The organism is Vibrio sp. 1F253, assembly GCF_041439295.1.
Taxonomy (GTDB): Bacteria; Pseudomonadota; Gammaproteobacteria; order Enterobacterales; family Vibrionaceae; genus Vibrio; species Vibrio tasmaniensis_A.
This window is the reverse complement of sequence record NZ_JBGONU010000032.1, coordinates 41,550-56,823: the sequence shown is the minus strand read 5'-3', so window position 1 is coordinate 56,823 and position 15,274 is coordinate 41,550. Positions and strand designations below refer to the sequence as shown.

Sequence of the window (15,274 nt, the reverse complement as noted above, 5' to 3'; positions counted from 1 at the left end):
AGTTATCGAGGTTTTTAACAAGCTAGGATGACCAGTTATTTACTACGATTGGTATATTAATGTGCCGACTAAATCAGCACATTATTCAAACGTTTGGACGTATTATTAACCTAAACGGTAGTTAGGTGCTTCTTTCGTGATTTGAACATCGTGTACGTGAGATTCTTTCATGCCCGCACCAGAGATACGAACAAACTCAGCTTTAGTACGCATGTCTTCAACAGTTGCAGAACCCGTTAGGCCCATGCTTGAGCGTAGACCGCCCATCTGTTGGTGAACGATCTCTTTTAGACGACCTTTGTATGCGATACGACCTTCAATACCTTCTGGAACAAGCTTGTCTGCAGCGTTGTCAGATTGGAAGTAACGGTCAGAAGAACCTTGAGACATAGCGCCAAGAGAACCCATACCACGGTAAGACTTGTAAGAACGACCGTTATAAAGGATAACCTCACCCGGTGCTTCTTCAGTACCCGCGAACATTGAACCAACCATCACACAAGATGCGCCAGCAACGATAGCTTTACAGATATCGCCAGAGAAGCGGATACCGCCATCTGCGATTACTGGAATACCGTATTCGTTAGCTACTTCAGCTGCGTCTGCGATTGCTGTTACTTGAGGAACACCAACACCAGTAACGATACGAGTCGTACAGATTGAACCCGGGCCGATACCTACTTTAACCGCACTAACACCTGCTTCGATAAGAGCACGAGCGCCAGCGCCAGTTGCTACGTTACCACCGATGATTTGTAGATCAGGGTATGCAGCGCGAGTTTCGCGGATACGGTTAAGTACGCCTTCAGAGTGACCGTGTGAAGAGTCGATAAGTAGAACGTCTACGCCAGCTTCAACTAGAGCAGCAACGCGCTCTTCATTACCAGCACCAGCACCAACAGCTGCACCTACACGTAGGCTGCCGCGCTCATCTTTACAAGCGTTTGGTTTACGTTCTGCTTTGTGGAAATCTTTTGCAGTGATCATTCCAGTAAGTTGGAAGTCATCATTTACAACAAGAACTTTTTCAACACGCGCTTCGTGCATTTTCTCTTGAACTTCTTCACGAGTTGCACCTTCTTTAACAGAAGCAAGGCGAGCCTTAGGCGTCATTACTACATCAACTTTCTTAGAAAGGTCAGTCACAAAGCGAACGTCACGGCCAGTAATAATACCAACAAGTTCGTTTGTTTCAGTAACAACAGGGAAACCGGCAAAGCCGTGTTTTTGGGTAAGGGCTACAACATCAGCGATTGTCGCGTCAGGGCTTACAGTTACTGGGTGAGAAACCACACCAGCTTCGTAAATTTTAACCTGGCGAACCATTTCAGCTTGTTGTTCAATAGACATGTTCTTATGAATGAAGCCTATTCCGCCTTCTTGTGCCAGTGCAATCGCTAGGCGAGCTTCTGTCACAGTATCCATCGATGCAGAGATCATTGGGATGTTTAGGGAAATATTCTTCGTCAACTGAGTGCGAAGATCAGCTGTATTAGGGAGAACGGTGGAGTGTGCTGGCACTAGCAGTACGTCGTCGAATGTCAGCGCTTCTTTGGCAATTCTTAGCATTTGCAATATCTCACAATAATAGGAGTAAAAAGAAACAATCCAATCTCATCGTTTCGCCTAATGAGGGCAGCCAATTAAGGAAAATCAAACTGCATTTGGATTAGATATTGCGGACGGATTATACGGCCAACGAAATCGCTTGGCTACACATTTTTATACTTTTAATTTGCATTTAGCCCCTTGCTATGTATTATATTGCCGCTATCTTCCATACTCACGCCCAGTGAGATTCCAAGAGAAAGACCTTCCTTCAAGGATAGATAGCGCTTCTATGACCAATCCAAACATCTTTACTGTTTCTCGCCTCAATTCAGAGGTTCGTCTCCTATTAGAAAACGAAATGGGAATAGTCTGGCTCGTTGGTGAAATCTCAAATTTCTCTGCACCTGTCTCTGGTCACTGGTACCTCACGCTTAAAGACTCCCGCGCTCAAGTTAAGTGCGCTATGTTTCGTGGCAATAACCGTCGTGTGACTTTTAAGCCTCAGAACGGTAATCAAGTGCTAGTTAAAGCGCGTCTGTCTCTTTATGAGCCACGCGGTGACTATCAACTGATCATCGAAAGCATGCAGCCAGAAGGTGACGGCAAGCTTCAGCAAGAGTTTGAAAAACTTAAGATGAACTTGGCGGCGGAAGGTTTATTTGCTCAGTCCAGTAAACAAATTCTTCCAGAACATCCTAAATGCGTCGGTGTTATCACCTCTAAAACAGGCGCAGCCCTCTTCGATATTCTCGATGTTCTCAAGAGACGCGATCCTTCATTGCCTATTGTGGTTTACCCAACCATGGTTCAAGGCGAAGAAGCGGCGATTCAGATCGCTCAAGCGATTGGACGTGCCAATGAGCGTAACGAGTGTGATGTATTGATCGTTGGCCGTGGTGGCGGCTCATTAGAGGACTTATGGTGTTTCAATAACGAGATCGTTGCTCGCACCATTGCAGCAAGTCAGATCCCGATTATCAGCGCCGTTGGACACGAAGTTGATGTCACTATCGCCGATTTCGTCGCAGATATGCGAGCTCCAACGCCATCAGCAGCCGCTGAATTGGTTAGCCGTGACAACAGTCATAAAGAGCAAGCTTATGCGTCTAAACGTGCTCGTTTAGTGAGTGCGATTCGTCATGTGTTAATCAAACAAGCGCAATCAACTCAAACGTTGAAATACCGCTTAGAGAAACAACACCCGAGCTACCAACTGCAAAAGCAGAGTCAGCAGCTTGATGACTTAGACATGCGTTTACGTCGTGGTATGACTCAATACCTAAAGCAGCATGCGCAGCGTGTTGAACGTAAGCAGCACCAACTTCAGCTGAACTCGCCAGTGAAACGCCTTGGTGAACAGAAACTGCATCTACAACGTTCAGAGCAAAAGCTATTGGATGCAATGGATAAAACACTACTAACTACTCGCCACCAACTAGCCATGGCTGCCGAGAAGTTAGAAACAGTAAGTCCATTAGCCACCCTAAAACGTGGCTACAGCATCACCCATTCAGCATCGAGTAAAACTGTGTCATCGATTAACGATGTCGAAATCGGTGAAGTGATCACCACCCAAGTTGAAGACGGTGTGATTGAATCGCAAGTGACAACAAGAGTCGCTAAGAGCGAGCTCTAGGTTCATTAGATACAAAAAAGACCCAACTCTTCGGTATTGAGTCTCTGATATAACATTACAGATAGTCGTTTAAGCGATTCGGCTTAAGTCTATTCCGCAGGTTGAAATACAAACTTTACTCTCGATTTAGATTTAAGCTCATTACACTCACCATTACAAAAATAGCTCGCTGCACCACAGGCTTGAAGCTTCTCAAGTTGGCTGCTGCACTCAGGGCAAAACCCAACCTTAGTAAAGTGTGCCTGACAACTTTCACAGTGATACTTTCCATCCCAACCTAGCTCTGATTGGCACTTAGGGCAGATATTTTCACTCATTAGCATTTCCTAATTCACTACTTTTTTACAATCTACTACCGCTGAGACTTAGCTTGCTTGATTTGGTACATGTTCTTATCAGCTTGTGCGATCAAGTCTTCCAATGAATCAGGATCTTTCTCATAAGAAAGTCCAACGCTGACAGAAAACTGAGTGCCATCGATATAGAGAGCTTGTTCCAAGGCTCTTTCTAAGCTTCGATAAAAGTTCAGCACGCTTTCTTGATCATCAAAGCAAGAGAACACGACAAACTCATCGCCCCCATAGCGCCCTATCTTGGCACAGGCAGTCGTTGCCTCATCAAGCACTTTTGCAACGGCTAACAACACATCATCACCAAAGCTGTGGCCAAACGTATCGTTTATTGACTTAAATTTATCAACATCAACAAACAGGCATGCCATCACTTTTTCAGTAAAACAGCGGTTAGTTAACACCTGCTCGGCTTCTCTCAGCAATGCTCGGCGATTCAAACTGTGTGTTAGAGAATCTCGATTGGCAAAAAAGTTGAGTTGATTCTCTAACTCATACTTCTCAAGCGCGACTGAATACAGAGAAGCCAATAACTCTAAGATCTCAAGTTCAAACTCATGAGGTTCAGAGATGTACTGACTGTAAATTGCGAAGGTACCCAATACGTGACCATGTGAAGAGATGATTGGCACTGACCAACATGCATGAAGGTTAGCCTGATTGGTTAAGGCTAAGAAAGGAGTCCAATTCGGGTGTGCATTAATATTGGAGACCATGACAGCTTTCTTAAGTGCCGCCGCTTCGCCACAGGAACCAATTCCGGCACCACCCCCCACCCCTTCTATCTGCTGGTTATAAAAATCAGGCAAGTTTGGAGCATATTCTAAATGTAATGTATTCGATTCGGGGTTTAGCAATAGGATAGAGGCCATCCTTTGACCAAAAATCTGCTCGGTGAGTTGAATGATCTTGCGATTCAATTCTTTGCGATCCAACCCAAGGGCAAGCTTTCGAAGCAAACTGTTTACTGCTCGGTGACCTTCTAATAAAAATTGTTGTTTCATTCACTAAAGCTTTCAATTATTTACTGGGAACAGCTTGTTCTTATGCAAGCCTGTATACTGGTCAATATTAACACACTAAATTACCACAACACACCACCGAAGATCATAGGTTGATCTTTTGCTTTATCTACTTTGATCAGCGATCTACCCCAAAAAGAATATTTATATCACCACACACCGAAAGCATAAGTTACATATACTGCATTTCAATTTACAATAGAATATATAACTAAAAGCAAATAAATAAAACCAACAATGCAGAACAATATATTTTCGATCTTTAATTGAGATCATCGAGATACACACGTCTGCATTTCGATATGTTGGTCATCTAATTGGGTTAACTTAACCGACAATGCCTTAAGTTCTGAAGTATTGTCGATGTGAGTACCACCACACGGAATAGACACTAAAGTCTCGTCATCTAGCTGCCATTCCCAGTAGCGAGAGTCTGTTAACGCCTCACCTTCTAGTCTCATCGTTACAAGAGTCGATTCAGCAAGCCAGCCTGCAATCATCTGGTTGATATTGGCCTCAATGCCATCAAGGTTCATTAGCATGTCAGCAACGTTCAGACCGCGTTTCTTCAAGGTTTTACCTAAACGATACTTATCGGTACACAACTCTGGAGTCACAAAGCTAGTCACCTGTGCGTAGCTATTGAAGTCATAGCTGCCGAGTGGATCTTTTCTGTCCGCATCTTTACGCCAGTAACTCTCAGCCAATACTTTATTCAACGCTAAGAAAGCAATATGTCCGGCACTATGACCGCGGCTCAAACTGGCTTGGTGCTCTTTATCAACCGACAACACGACTTCGTCGTTAACCTTAATCATAGAAGCTGATACAGGTAGCTGGTGGACAACCACAAACGCCCACCCTTCCGTATCACGCTTAACAGGGATATCTGCTGAAATATAAAGATTTCCAGTAGATTGCTCTATTGCACCAACAAGGCAATCTTCAACAATATACTGTTCACCACCTACGCTGACAAAACCTCGGTCTGCTGGGTGATCGGGCCAAATATGACTCACTGGGTGGAAAGGCGTCACGTCGGTGATCAAGTAAGTTTTGCTGTCGTCGCATTCAACGTACACCGCTTTTGCATTGAGCAGCCAAATTTGATGACAAAATTGAGTGATGGTTGGGGTGATTGCTAACGCTGGTGTAGTCGAATTGCTAATTGTCATATCATTCTTCTTTTGGAATCTAGTCTAAGTCGCTAGCTGATAACGGAATCAAAGACGCGATTATCAGATAACGTGAATTTTACTTAAAAAAATACCCGAGACAGGCTCGGGTATCAAATCTATTGGAAAGGTTTACTTACGACCTTTAACCATGCTCATCATACGTTTACGTTTACGTTCTTGAGAAATTGTCAGCTTGTTAGTCTTAGCTTCAAATGGGTTCTCGCTGTTCTGGAATTGAATGCGAATAGGTGTACCCATAATTTCTAGTGAACGACGGTAGTAGTTCATCAAGAATCGTTTGTATGAATCTGGCAAGTTACGTACTTGGTTACCGTGGATAACGATAATCGGTGGGTTGTAGCCACCAGCGTGCGCGTATTTCAATTTAACACGACGGCCACGAACCATAGGTGGTTGGTGATCATCAGTCGCCATCTTCATGATACGAGTAAGTACAGAAGTACCAACACGAGTCGTTGCTGACTTATAAGCTTCTTGAACAGACTCAAACAAGTGACCAACACCAGTACCGTGAAGTGCAGAAATAAAGTGAATACGTGCGAAATCAACGAAACCTAAACGACGGTCTAGTTCTTTCTTAACACGATCTTTAACGTCGTTATCTAGGCCATCCCACTTGTTTACGGCAATAACAATTGAACGACCAGCATTCAACGCAAAGCCTAACAAGCTTAGATCTTGATCTGAGATGTTCTCGCGAGCATCGATAAGCAGTAATACAACGTTAGCATCTTCAATCGCTTTCAGTGTTTTAACCACTGAGAACTTCTCAACTGTTTCGTTGATATTTTTACGGCGACGAACACCCGCAGTATCAATCAGAACGTATTCACGCTCATCACGCTGCATCGGAATGTAGATAGAGTCACGAGTTGTACCTGGCATATCGTAAACAACAACACGTTCTTCACCAAGAATACGGTTAGTTAGTGTTGATTTACCTACGTTTGGACGACCAATGATCGCTAGCTTAATCGGTTGATCTTGAAGGCGCTTGAATTCTTCTTCCGCTTCTTCTTCAGTGAAATCAACTTGCTCTTCTTCTTCGTCTTCAAATTCAGTTAAATCGCTTACTTCGCCATTCTCAGCTTTTAACGCTTCAGCGAATGGGTTTAGAGCAAGATCAATCAACGCAGTTACACCACGACCGTGCGCTGCAGCGATTTGGTACATGTCTTCTACGCCTAGTTGCCAGAAATCAGCACTTGCAGCATCAGGGTCGATACCATCAACCTTGTTTACTACTAGCATTGAAGGCTTTTCTAGTTGACGAAGGTGCTTAGCAATAGCTACGTCTGAAGGTGTTAGACCCGCACGGCCATCTACCATAAATAGAACGACATCAGCTTCATCAATCGCCGCTAGCGACTGTTCAGCCATTTTAGTTTCAACACCTTCTTCGGTACCGTCGATACCACCAGTGTCGATAACAATAAAGTCATGCTCGCTAAAATGAGCATGACCGTATTTACGGTCACGCGTTAAGCCAGGGAAATCCGCAACCAATGCATCACGAGTTCGAGTCAATCGGTTAAATAACGTAGATTTACCTACGTTCGGACGCCCTACTAGAGCAACAACAGGTACCATAACAACCTCTACAATTTCTTCTCTAAATGTAGTTATAGGTAAGCACTTGATCGCAAGTTTAAACTCTTACCTATAACCACACGGTTTATTAATTTATAACAACAAAACGGCTCCTAGCTGTTACCAACCAGGAGCCGACTGTGAATTATATCACGCTTTTATTGGCTAATCGTTAGTTTCTTTACATCGCCATTGCGAGTCGTCACTAAGTAGCCTTCAGGCATTTCAATTGGCGCAACCGCAAAGCCGCTATCATCGACCAACTGTTGAGCAACAAACTCACCCGATGAACGATCTAACCAGTGCAGATAACCTTCAGTATCACCAACAACTACATAACCATTAATAATAGCAGGTGCTGTCAGTAAGCGGTTTTCTAACAATGGAGTGCTCCACAGTTCAGTACCACTACGCGCATCAACCGCAACCACATGGTCTTTGTCAGTCACTACGAACAAACGGCTGCCATCACTTGCTAAATCAATCGCTGACGAGTAGTTACGTTTCCAAACTGGCTTACCAGAACGAAGATCGATAGCAATCAGCTGACCATTGATACCTACGGTATACAGGGTGCCGCCAAGAACAATTGGTGATGCATCAACATCAACCAAACGATCAATTTCCGTTGCGCCTTTTGGTGTACCTACTGGCTGTTGCCAAATAAGCTGACCACGATCAACGATAGCTGCGGCTAAACGACCATTTGCCGTACCCCAGAATACACCACCTGAAACCGTAACAGGTGAGCTATCGCCACGAAGTGTTAGGCTTGGTACTTCTGTACTGATGGTCCATTTTTGCTCACCGCTTTCTTGATCTAACGCGGTCAACATGCCACGACTGGTATGAACAATAACCATGTTGCTTTCAGTTGCTGGGGATGCAAGCACCTCACCATTCACTGATACACGCCACAGCTCTTCACCGGTTGATTCATCCAGCGCGATCACTTCGCCATTTTCAGAACCAACAAATACCTTGCCGTAAGCTGCCGTTAAGCCACCCGATAAACGAGCCAGTACTTCTTTCTCAAGATCGACTTTCCAAAGCTCTTTACCTGTTTCAGGGTCAAGCGCTTTAACCATACCTTCACGGCTTGCAACAAATACTTTGTCGTAAGCCAATTCTGGCGTTAGTTTTGAAAAGTAGTGACCAACACCATCACCAACCGACGTAGACCATTCCTGGCTAGGAGTAAACTCGCTGTTTACCGTTGGTACTGGTGCCATGATTACGGTGTCTTCTTCACTTGCACAGCCCGCTAGCAGGCCAAGAGCAATCGCACACAACGCCGCTTTTGGAAACATCTTCTTCATTCAAAGCGCCTTATTTAGCTAGGTCGTCAAGTTTGATTTGAAGCGTTTGGCTCGCATCAGCAGCTTGTTGAGCTTCAGAGTATGCACTGTAAGCTGCATCTGTGTCGCCTTTACGAAGTGAGATATCACCACGCAGTTCAGCAACACGGCCTTTCCAAGATTCGTCAGTCATCGCTTCAAGATCAGTCAATGTTGCGTCAAATTCACCTTGCTCAGCTTTGATACGAGCAACACGGTAAGTCAGTAGTGGCGCTAATGCCGCGTCCTTAGTTGCCGATTTTGCCCACTCAAGTTGTTCTAGTGCAGTTGTAAGGTCACCCGCTTGAACTTGCGCTTTTGCTAATTGCATAGCAGCAAGTACTGAATATTCAGCGTCTTTGTTTGCGTCGATGAAAGCTTGAATATCAGATTGAGCATCAACGCCTTTAGCATCTAGAGCTGAGATTGCAGAGGTGTAGCTTTCTGAAGCGGCTTCACGCGCTTCAACGACTGAATCTTGGTAATAGCGCCAACCAAATAGGCCACCTAAACCAATAACCGCACCAAAGATTACGGCTTTGCCATTCTCTTTCCACCAATCTTTAATGGCTTCAACTTGTTGCTCTTCGCTATCGTAAAGTTCCACTTCCTGTCCTCTTTAATTCTTTAAACGCCAGCATAGTGCTGACGTTGATATTCATGATGAGCGTTTGCTCAATGGCTTAGATTAACGCAGCAACTTTTTCTGCAACTTCCGTTTGAGACACGGTTTGTTGCTCGCCGCCAACCAAATCTTTTAGCACAACTGTATTGTCAGCAACTTCGTTCTCACCAAGTACCAACGCCACAACAGCTCCTACTTTGTCAGCACGTTTGAATTGCTTCTTGAAGTTACCACCACCGAAGTGGTTCATCACACGTACGCCTTCAACGGTGTCGCGTAATTGATTCGCTAACTGCATGCCCGCGATCATTGTACCTTCGCCAGCAGCAACCATGTATACGTCAACACTACGACGAACTTCTGTAAGCTCTAGCGTTTCCATCATAAGGACTAGACGCTCTAGACCCATAGCGAAGCCAACCGCATTGGTTGCTTTGCCGCCTAGTTGTTCAACAAGACCATCGTAACGGCCACCACCACACACTGTACCTTGGGCACCAAGGCTGTCTGTGATCCACTCAAATACGGTGCGGTTGTAGTAATCTAGACCACGCACTAGACGCTCATTAACTTGGTATTCGATACCAACAGCGTCAAGAAGTTCACACAAACCAGCAAAATGTAGCTTCGATTCTTCACCTAGATATTCAGATAGTCGAGGTGCGTCACCTAAGATAGCTTGAACATCCGGGTTCTTAGTATCCAGAACACGTAGAGGGTTAGTGTGCATGCGACGTTTGCAGTCTTCATCTAGCACATCAATGTGTTGCTCAAGGAAAGCCACTAACGCAGTACGGTAGCTTACGCGATCTTCTTGAGAACCGATTGAGTTCAATTCAAGACGAACGTGCTTATCGATACCTAGTTCACGCCATAGACGTGCTGTCATCATAATAAGTTCTGCGTCAACGTCTGGACCGTCTAGGCCAAACACTTCAACACCACATTGGTGGAATTGACGGTAACGACCTTTTTGAGGACGCTCGTGACGGAACATTGGGCCCATGTACCATAGGCGCTGTTCATCACGGTTAATAAGGCTGTTTTGAATACATGAACGTACACAACCTGCTGTGCCTTCTGGACGCAGCGTTAGGCTGTCACCATTGCGGTCATCAAAGGTGTACATCTCTTTAGAAACAACGTCTGTCTCTTCACCAACCGCACGGCTAAATAGGTTTGTTTCTTCAACGATAGGCATACGTACTTCGTTGTAACCGTATGCGCTCACCACACTTTTAACTGCGCTTTCTACTTTCTGCCACAGTGGTGATTGAGTTGGAAGGCAGTCGTTCATGCCTCGAATTGCTTGGATATTTTTAGCCACAGTATTTATTCCGTAATTTCTCACGACCAGGTATCAGTGCGAATAGACAATCACACCCCATCGCGTTGTATTAATCTTCTAAGTTTTCTACATCAATGCGATTTGCTTTATCAAGCACTGATGCTTTTGCACGAATCTTAGCTTCAAGTTTGTCGACAAGGTCATCGTTATCGAAGCGCTCTTTCTGACGCTTACCGTCTTCGTAGAAAGCACTCTTACGTGCACTACCAGCTAGACCTAAGTGAGACACTTCAGCTTCACCAGGGCCGTTAACCACACAACCGATGATAGATACATCCATTGGAGTAATCACGTCTTCTAGGCGCTCTTCAAGGGCATTAACGGTGTTAATAACATCGAACTCTTGACGAGAACAGCTCGGGCACGCAATGAAGTTGATGCCACGCGAGCGAATGCGCAAAGATTTAAGAATATCAAAGCCAACTTTGATCTCTTCAACAGGATCAGCCGCGAGCGAAATACGCAGCGTATCGCCGATACCTTCAGAGAGAAGCATGCCTAAACCTACCGCTGACTTCACAGAACCTGCACGCGCACCACCCGCTTCGGTAATGCCAAGGTGAAGAGGTTGATCAATCTGCTTAGCAAGCAAACGGTAAGAACCGACGGCTAGGAATACATCAGACGCCTTAACGCTGACTTTAAATTGATCAAAGTTCAAACGGTCTAGGATGTCTACGTGACGCATTGCAGATTCAACAAGCGCTTCTGCTGTAGGCTCTGTGTATTTCTCTTGGATCTCTTTTTCAAGAGAACCGCCGTTAACACCAATACGAATCGGGATATTCATATCACGAGCACAATCCACAACAGAGCGAATGCGGCTTTCGTTACCGATGTTACCTGGGTTGATACGCAGACAGTCAACGCCGTATTCAGCCACTTTAAGTGCGATACGGTAGTCGAAGTGAATATCAGCAACCAAAGGAACAGAGACCTGCTGCTTGATTAGCTTAAAGGCTTCAGCGGCATCCATAGTCGGTACAGATACGCGAACGATATCAGCGCCAACTTTTTCCAGAGCTCTAATTTGAGCAACGGTCGCGGCTACATCTGTTGTTCTTGTGTTAGTCATGGATTGCACAGCAATTAGTGCACCATCACCGATCGGCACATCACCCACATAAATACGGGTTGATTTGCGACGAATAATAGGAGATTCGTGTTGCATATTAACTCTAAGGTAAGGTTATTCTAGCTACTTTGCCTGAAGTATACCCAGAAAGGTCGACAGGTTCACTTGCAAATGTCATCGATACGCCCTCTGGCGCACCTAGAATCACTTTATATGGCGCAGTTCCTGATAGATTTAACGACTGGCCTGCTTTTTTGATGCCAGTCGACAAGGTTTTGCCCGAAGCATCTTTCACTTGGATCCAGCAATCAGCAGAGAACTGCATCACTAACTCGTTAATCACAGCTTCAGGCGCAGTGCTTGCTTCAACAGCTTCTGCATTAACAGCATTAGCAGCAACTTCAGCAGTTGGTTCTGTCTCTGTTGCTTGCTGTGCAGTAGTTTCGTCAGTTGATGTAACAGAATCTTCCGCATCGCTTATCGCAGCAAGGTCATCAGTACCTTCAACAACAGAAGTACCCTCTTCATTTTGTTCAGCTTCAATCACTTCTAAAGAGGTGAATTCAGGGGCAAGTGATTCTTCTACAGCTAGCTCTTCTGAGCTTTCAGTATTAGCTAAAGATTGAGATAGGGTGTCTTGTTGTTGGTTCTGCCACCACCACAGTGAGGAGATACCCGCAATTACCGCAAAAATGCTCCAAGTAAGGATCATAATACGGCTGTTGTGCTTCTCGGTTTTGGTCTTACGAGAAAAGCTCAACATTTCTTGTTCTTGATGTTGAGCGTCACCAGCATGATGGAGTGCACTCAATACGACCTTTTCGTCAAGATTGACGTATTTCGCGTATGAACGAATGTAGCCACGCATAAAGGTTGCAACTTGATCTGACTCGAATTGGTTTTCTTCAATTTGTTGGATCAGCGTAACGCGCAGCTTTAAACGATCAGAAATCTGCTTTTGTGTTAAACCAAGAGATTCTCGTTTATTTTTAAGCAGCGTTCCCGCTTCGATTTCTGGAGCGACAGTTTCTTTTGTTTGTGTTTCGTGTTCTGTGTTCATAGAGAGTGAACTTCTAAAGTATTATCGCAGGTTGATGAGAGCATTTTTATTGTCGTTTAAGCTCAATCTAACAACCCACTTTATGTGGAATTTTTCCTGTTATCTAAATCATCAACCCTTAAAGACGAACATCACCCATTGACTATGGATGACCTTCTCAGGAAGCTAGTTTATCAAGTAGCCAACCTAAATAGACACATTGATGATTATCGGGTAACAAGCGAGCACTTAAATTAATTTAAGATGAGTTAATCATAAGCTAATGCCATTGCAAGGCAAAAACACTTTAAACAAAATTTACCGTCAGCTCATGGTTTTGTCCAAAATTTGACGAAAAATGTAAGAAAGCGTGGGGAAAAAATCCAATTATTGGAAATTCACCTTCCAGAAAAGCAACAAGCCAGAAGGAATCCTTCTGGCTTGTTTAGATCTAAATGGTATTTAAACCGCTTTCACTTGAATCACATCACCTGCGATCAAGTTAGCTTCAGAGGCGGCTTTCAGCATTTTAGTACGCTTGGTTCTATCAATAACATCACCAACCAGCTGACCACATGCGGCATCAATATCATCACCACGAGTTTTACGAACCGTAACTGTGTAGTTGTATTCCATCAGCGTTTTTTGGAAGCGATCAATACGAGAGTTGCTTGGCTTCTTATAAGGCGAACCCGGATAAGGGTTAAATGGAATCAAGTTGATCTTACAAGGCGTATCTTTCATTAACTCAGCAAGTTCACGAGCGTGGTCCATATCATCATTTACATGATCCAACAGAACGTACTCAACCGTTACTTTGCCGCGGTTAGCATTTGAAGATGCAATGTAGCGACGAACCGATGCTAGGAAATCTTGGATATCCCAACGGTCGTTGATTGGCATGATTTGGCTACGTAGTGCATCGTTTGGTGCGTGTAGAGAAATCGCCAGAGCGACATCGATGTTGTCTGTCATCTGATCAAGACCAGAAACAACACCAGATGTTGATACTGTTACACGACGCTTAGACAGTGAGAAACCCAGATCATCAAGCATCAGCTCCAATGATGGAATTAGGTTCTTCATGTTCAATAGAGGTTCACCCATACCCATCATTACGACGTTAGTAATTGGACGACGACCCGTTTCTTTCTCTAAACCGATTTCACGTGCTGCACGCCAGATTTGACCAACGATCTCTGAAACTTTCAGGTTACGGTTGAAGCCTTGTTGAGCTGTAGAGCAGAATTTACATTCAAGCGCGCAGCCTACTTGCGAAGAAACACATAGCGTCGCACGGTCACCATCTGGGATGTATACAGTCTCAACGTCTTGGTCACCAACGCTCATCGCCCATTTAATGGTGCCATCCGCAGAGTGCTGAGCTTCAGAAACGATAGGTGCAACAATCTCACAGCGATGCAGCAGTTTCTCACGTAACTTTTTGTTGATGTTGTTCATTTGTTCGAAGTCATCGACACCGAAGTGATAAATCCACTTCATCACTTGCTCTGCTCGAAACGCTTTCTCATTCAGTTCTTCTGTGAAAAATTTACGAAGACCTTTACGATCAAAATCGAGTAGATTGACTTTAGCTGTGGTCATGATGCCTCTCAATGACGGAACAATAATTAAGGGCGCGAATTGTACAGCCTTTACGCAACTTCAACAAGCACTGTAAAACCTTGTGTTTACTAAGACATTCAAACTTAAGTGATTAAAATTTACACAGTCAAATTTACCTGCTTAAGTTCGGCCAATTCAAAGAGAGATTCCCGATTACGCTCCTCCGTCGCTTTCGGGAATGACGGGCTTTAACCACCTAATACTCGCACCCTCTCCGACCTCCTACTAACGCGACTTGTTCGTCATTCCAGAACCGAGGAACGAGGTATCTGGAATCTCCAATAGTAAACTCAGACTCCTGATATGCTCCTTCTTCACTCTCAGGAATGACACGAGAACTCACCAGAAATGAAAAAGGCTTCACCGAAGTGAAGCCTTTATTGAGACTTGCTGTTGTCTGCTTATTCAGCTGGACGCGGGCAAATTTCAGATTCTGGGAAGAAGAATTCGATTTCGCGAGCCGCAGATTCAGGGCTATCACTGCCGTGTACTGAGTTGTAACGCATGCTGATTGCGTAGTCAGCACGGATAGTGCCGCATGCAGCTTCTTCTGGGTTAGTTTTACCCATTAGTTCACGGTAACGAGCGATCGCATTTTCGCCTTCAAGTACTTGAACCATGATAGGACCAGAAGTCATGAACTCTTTTAGTGGTCCAAAGAACTCTTTACCTTCATGTTCTGCATAGAAGCCACTTGCTTGCGCTTCTGTAAGAGAAACCATTTTAGCGGCAATAATCTGTAGGCCAGCTTTTTCAATGCGGTGGTAGATTTCACCGACAAGGTTACGCTTAACTGCATCCGGCTTAACAATTGAGAACGTTCTTTCTAGAGCCATAGGGATTCCTTCACTTCATTTTTTTGTTATTAAATACTGA

At 44.5% G+C, this 15,274-nt stretch carries 13 protein-coding genes; 1 reads left to right on the top strand and 12 read right to left on the bottom strand.

Annotated elements, in window-relative coordinates; translation table 11 throughout:
• Positions 1 to 105: 105 nt before the first annotated feature.
• Positions 106 to 1,569, bottom strand: a complete 1,464-nt coding sequence (guaB, locus tag ACED28_RS15685) for an IMP dehydrogenase (RefSeq protein ID WP_017062496.1) — start codon at positions 1,567 to 1,569, stop codon at positions 106 to 108.
• Between the two features lie 271 nt (positions 1,570 to 1,840).
• Here guaB and xseA point away from each other — a divergent pair, with 271 nt between their 5' ends.
• Positions 1,841 to 3,187, top strand: a complete 1,347-nt coding sequence (xseA, locus tag ACED28_RS15680) for an exodeoxyribonuclease VII large subunit (protein WP_371695577.1) — start codon at positions 1,841 to 1,843, stop codon at positions 3,185 to 3,187.
• An 89-nt stretch (positions 3,188 to 3,276) separates the two neighbouring features.
• Here the strand turns inward: xseA and ACED28_RS15675 are convergent, their stop codons facing one another.
• The 11 genes from ACED28_RS15675 to ndk all read right to left on the bottom strand — a co-directional run bounded on the left by ACED28_RS15675 (position 3,277) and on the right by ndk (position 15,234).
• Positions 3,277 to 3,504 carry a zinc ribbon domain-containing protein gene (locus ACED28_RS15675; protein WP_009848301.1) on the bottom strand — a complete coding sequence of 76 codons (228 nt, stop codon included), beginning with the start codon at positions 3,502 to 3,504 and terminating at the stop codon, positions 3,277 to 3,279.
• 35 nt (positions 3,505 to 3,539) lie between these two features.
• Positions 3,540 to 4,541 (bottom strand): sensor domain-containing diguanylate cyclase, encoded by a 1,002-nt coding sequence (locus ACED28_RS15670; protein ID WP_371710207.1) that lies wholly within the window; start codon positions 4,539 to 4,541, stop codon positions 3,540 to 3,542.
• A gap of 290 nt (positions 4,542 to 4,831) precedes the next feature.
• The gene (locus ACED28_RS15665) at positions 4,832 to 5,734 is read right to left on the bottom strand and encodes an alanyl-tRNA editing protein (protein WP_371710206.1); all 903 of its coding nucleotides are present in this window, start codon (positions 5,732 to 5,734) and stop codon (positions 4,832 to 4,834) included.
• A gap of 132 nt (positions 5,735 to 5,866) precedes the next feature.
• Entirely contained in the window at positions 5,867 to 7,348 is a 1,482-nt protein-coding gene (gene der / locus ACED28_RS15660; protein WP_010440555.1) for a ribosome biogenesis GTPase Der, read from the bottom strand.
• A gap of 158 nt (positions 7,349 to 7,506) precedes the next feature.
• Entirely contained in the window at positions 7,507 to 8,667 is a 1,161-nt protein-coding gene (bamB, locus tag ACED28_RS15655; RefSeq protein WP_371710205.1) for an outer membrane protein assembly factor BamB, read from the bottom strand.
• A gap of 10 nt (positions 8,668 to 8,677) precedes the next feature.
• Positions 8,678 to 9,292 carry a YfgM family protein gene (locus ACED28_RS15650; protein WP_371710204.1) on the bottom strand — a complete coding sequence of 205 codons (615 nt, stop codon included), beginning with the start codon at positions 9,290 to 9,292 and terminating at the stop codon, positions 8,678 to 8,680.
• A 76-nt stretch (positions 9,293 to 9,368) separates the two neighbouring features.
• Positions 9,369 to 10,637 (bottom strand): histidine--tRNA ligase, encoded by a 1,269-nt coding sequence (gene hisS / locus ACED28_RS15645; RefSeq protein ID WP_371710203.1) that lies wholly within the window; start codon positions 10,635 to 10,637, stop codon positions 9,369 to 9,371.
• A 70-nt stretch (positions 10,638 to 10,707) separates the two neighbouring features.
• Complete coding sequence (gene ispG, locus ACED28_RS15640; RefSeq protein WP_371710202.1) at positions 10,708 to 11,829, bottom strand: flavodoxin-dependent (E)-4-hydroxy-3-methylbut-2-enyl-diphosphate synthase; 1,122 nt, start codon at positions 11,827 to 11,829, stop codon at positions 10,708 to 10,710.
• Positions 11,830 to 11,836: 7 nt separating this feature from the next.
• The gene (rodZ, locus tag ACED28_RS15635) at positions 11,837 to 12,793 is read right to left on the bottom strand and encodes a cytoskeleton protein RodZ (protein ID WP_017099587.1); all 957 of its coding nucleotides are present in this window, start codon (positions 12,791 to 12,793) and stop codon (positions 11,837 to 11,839) included.
• A gap of 441 nt (positions 12,794 to 13,234) precedes the next feature.
• On the bottom strand, positions 13,235 to 14,377 hold the full coding sequence (locus ACED28_RS15630) for a bifunctional tRNA (adenosine(37)-C2)-methyltransferase TrmG/ribosomal RNA large subunit methyltransferase RlmN (RefSeq protein ID WP_009848292.1): 1,143 nt from the start codon (positions 14,375 to 14,377) through the stop codon (positions 13,235 to 13,237).
• Between the two features lie 422 nt (positions 14,378 to 14,799).
• A complete protein-coding gene (gene ndk / locus ACED28_RS15625; protein WP_004735101.1) occupies positions 14,800 to 15,234 on the bottom strand; it encodes a nucleoside-diphosphate kinase in 435 nt (144 codons plus the stop codon).
• Positions 15,235 to 15,274 lie beyond the last annotated feature (40 nt).

What these genes read in the sequence shown, in the direction of transcription:
- bamB (WP_371710205.1), bottom strand. Translation starts at nt 8,667, where the DNA reads ATGAAGAAGATGTTTCCAAAAGCGGCGTTGTGTGCGATTGCTCTTGGC.
- rodZ (WP_017099587.1), bottom strand. Translation starts at nt 12,793, where the DNA reads ATGAACACAGAACACGAAACACAAACAAAAGAAACTGTCGCTCCAGAA.
- ACED28_RS15670 (WP_371710207.1), bottom strand. Translation starts at nt 4,541, where the DNA reads ATGAAACAACAATTTTTATTAGAAGGTCACCGAGCAGTAAACAGTTTG.
- xseA (WP_371695577.1), top strand. Translation starts at nt 1,841, where the DNA reads ATGACCAATCCAAACATCTTTACTGTTTCTCGCCTCAATTCAGAGGTT.
- guaB (WP_017062496.1), bottom strand. Translation starts at nt 1,569, where the DNA reads ATGCTAAGAATTGCCAAAGAAGCGCTGACATTCGACGACGTACTGCTA.
- ACED28_RS15630 (WP_009848292.1), bottom strand. Translation starts at nt 14,377, where the DNA reads ATGACCACAGCTAAAGTCAATCTACTCGATTTTGATCGTAAAGGTCTT.
- der (WP_010440555.1), bottom strand. Translation starts at nt 7,348, where the DNA reads ATGGTACCTGTTGTTGCTCTAGTAGGGCGTCCGAACGTAGGTAAATCT.
- ispG (WP_371710202.1), bottom strand. Translation starts at nt 11,829, where the DNA reads ATGCAACACGAATCTCCTATTATTCGTCGCAAATCAACCCGTATTTAT.
- ndk (WP_004735101.1), bottom strand. Translation starts at nt 15,234, where the DNA reads ATGGCTCTAGAAAGAACGTTCTCAATTGTTAAGCCGGATGCAGTTAAG.
- ACED28_RS15675 (WP_009848301.1), bottom strand. Translation starts at nt 3,504, where the DNA reads ATGAGTGAAAATATCTGCCCTAAGTGCCAATCAGAGCTAGGTTGGGAT.
- ACED28_RS15665 (WP_371710206.1), bottom strand. Translation starts at nt 5,734, where the DNA reads ATGACAATTAGCAATTCGACTACACCAGCGTTAGCAATCACCCCAACC.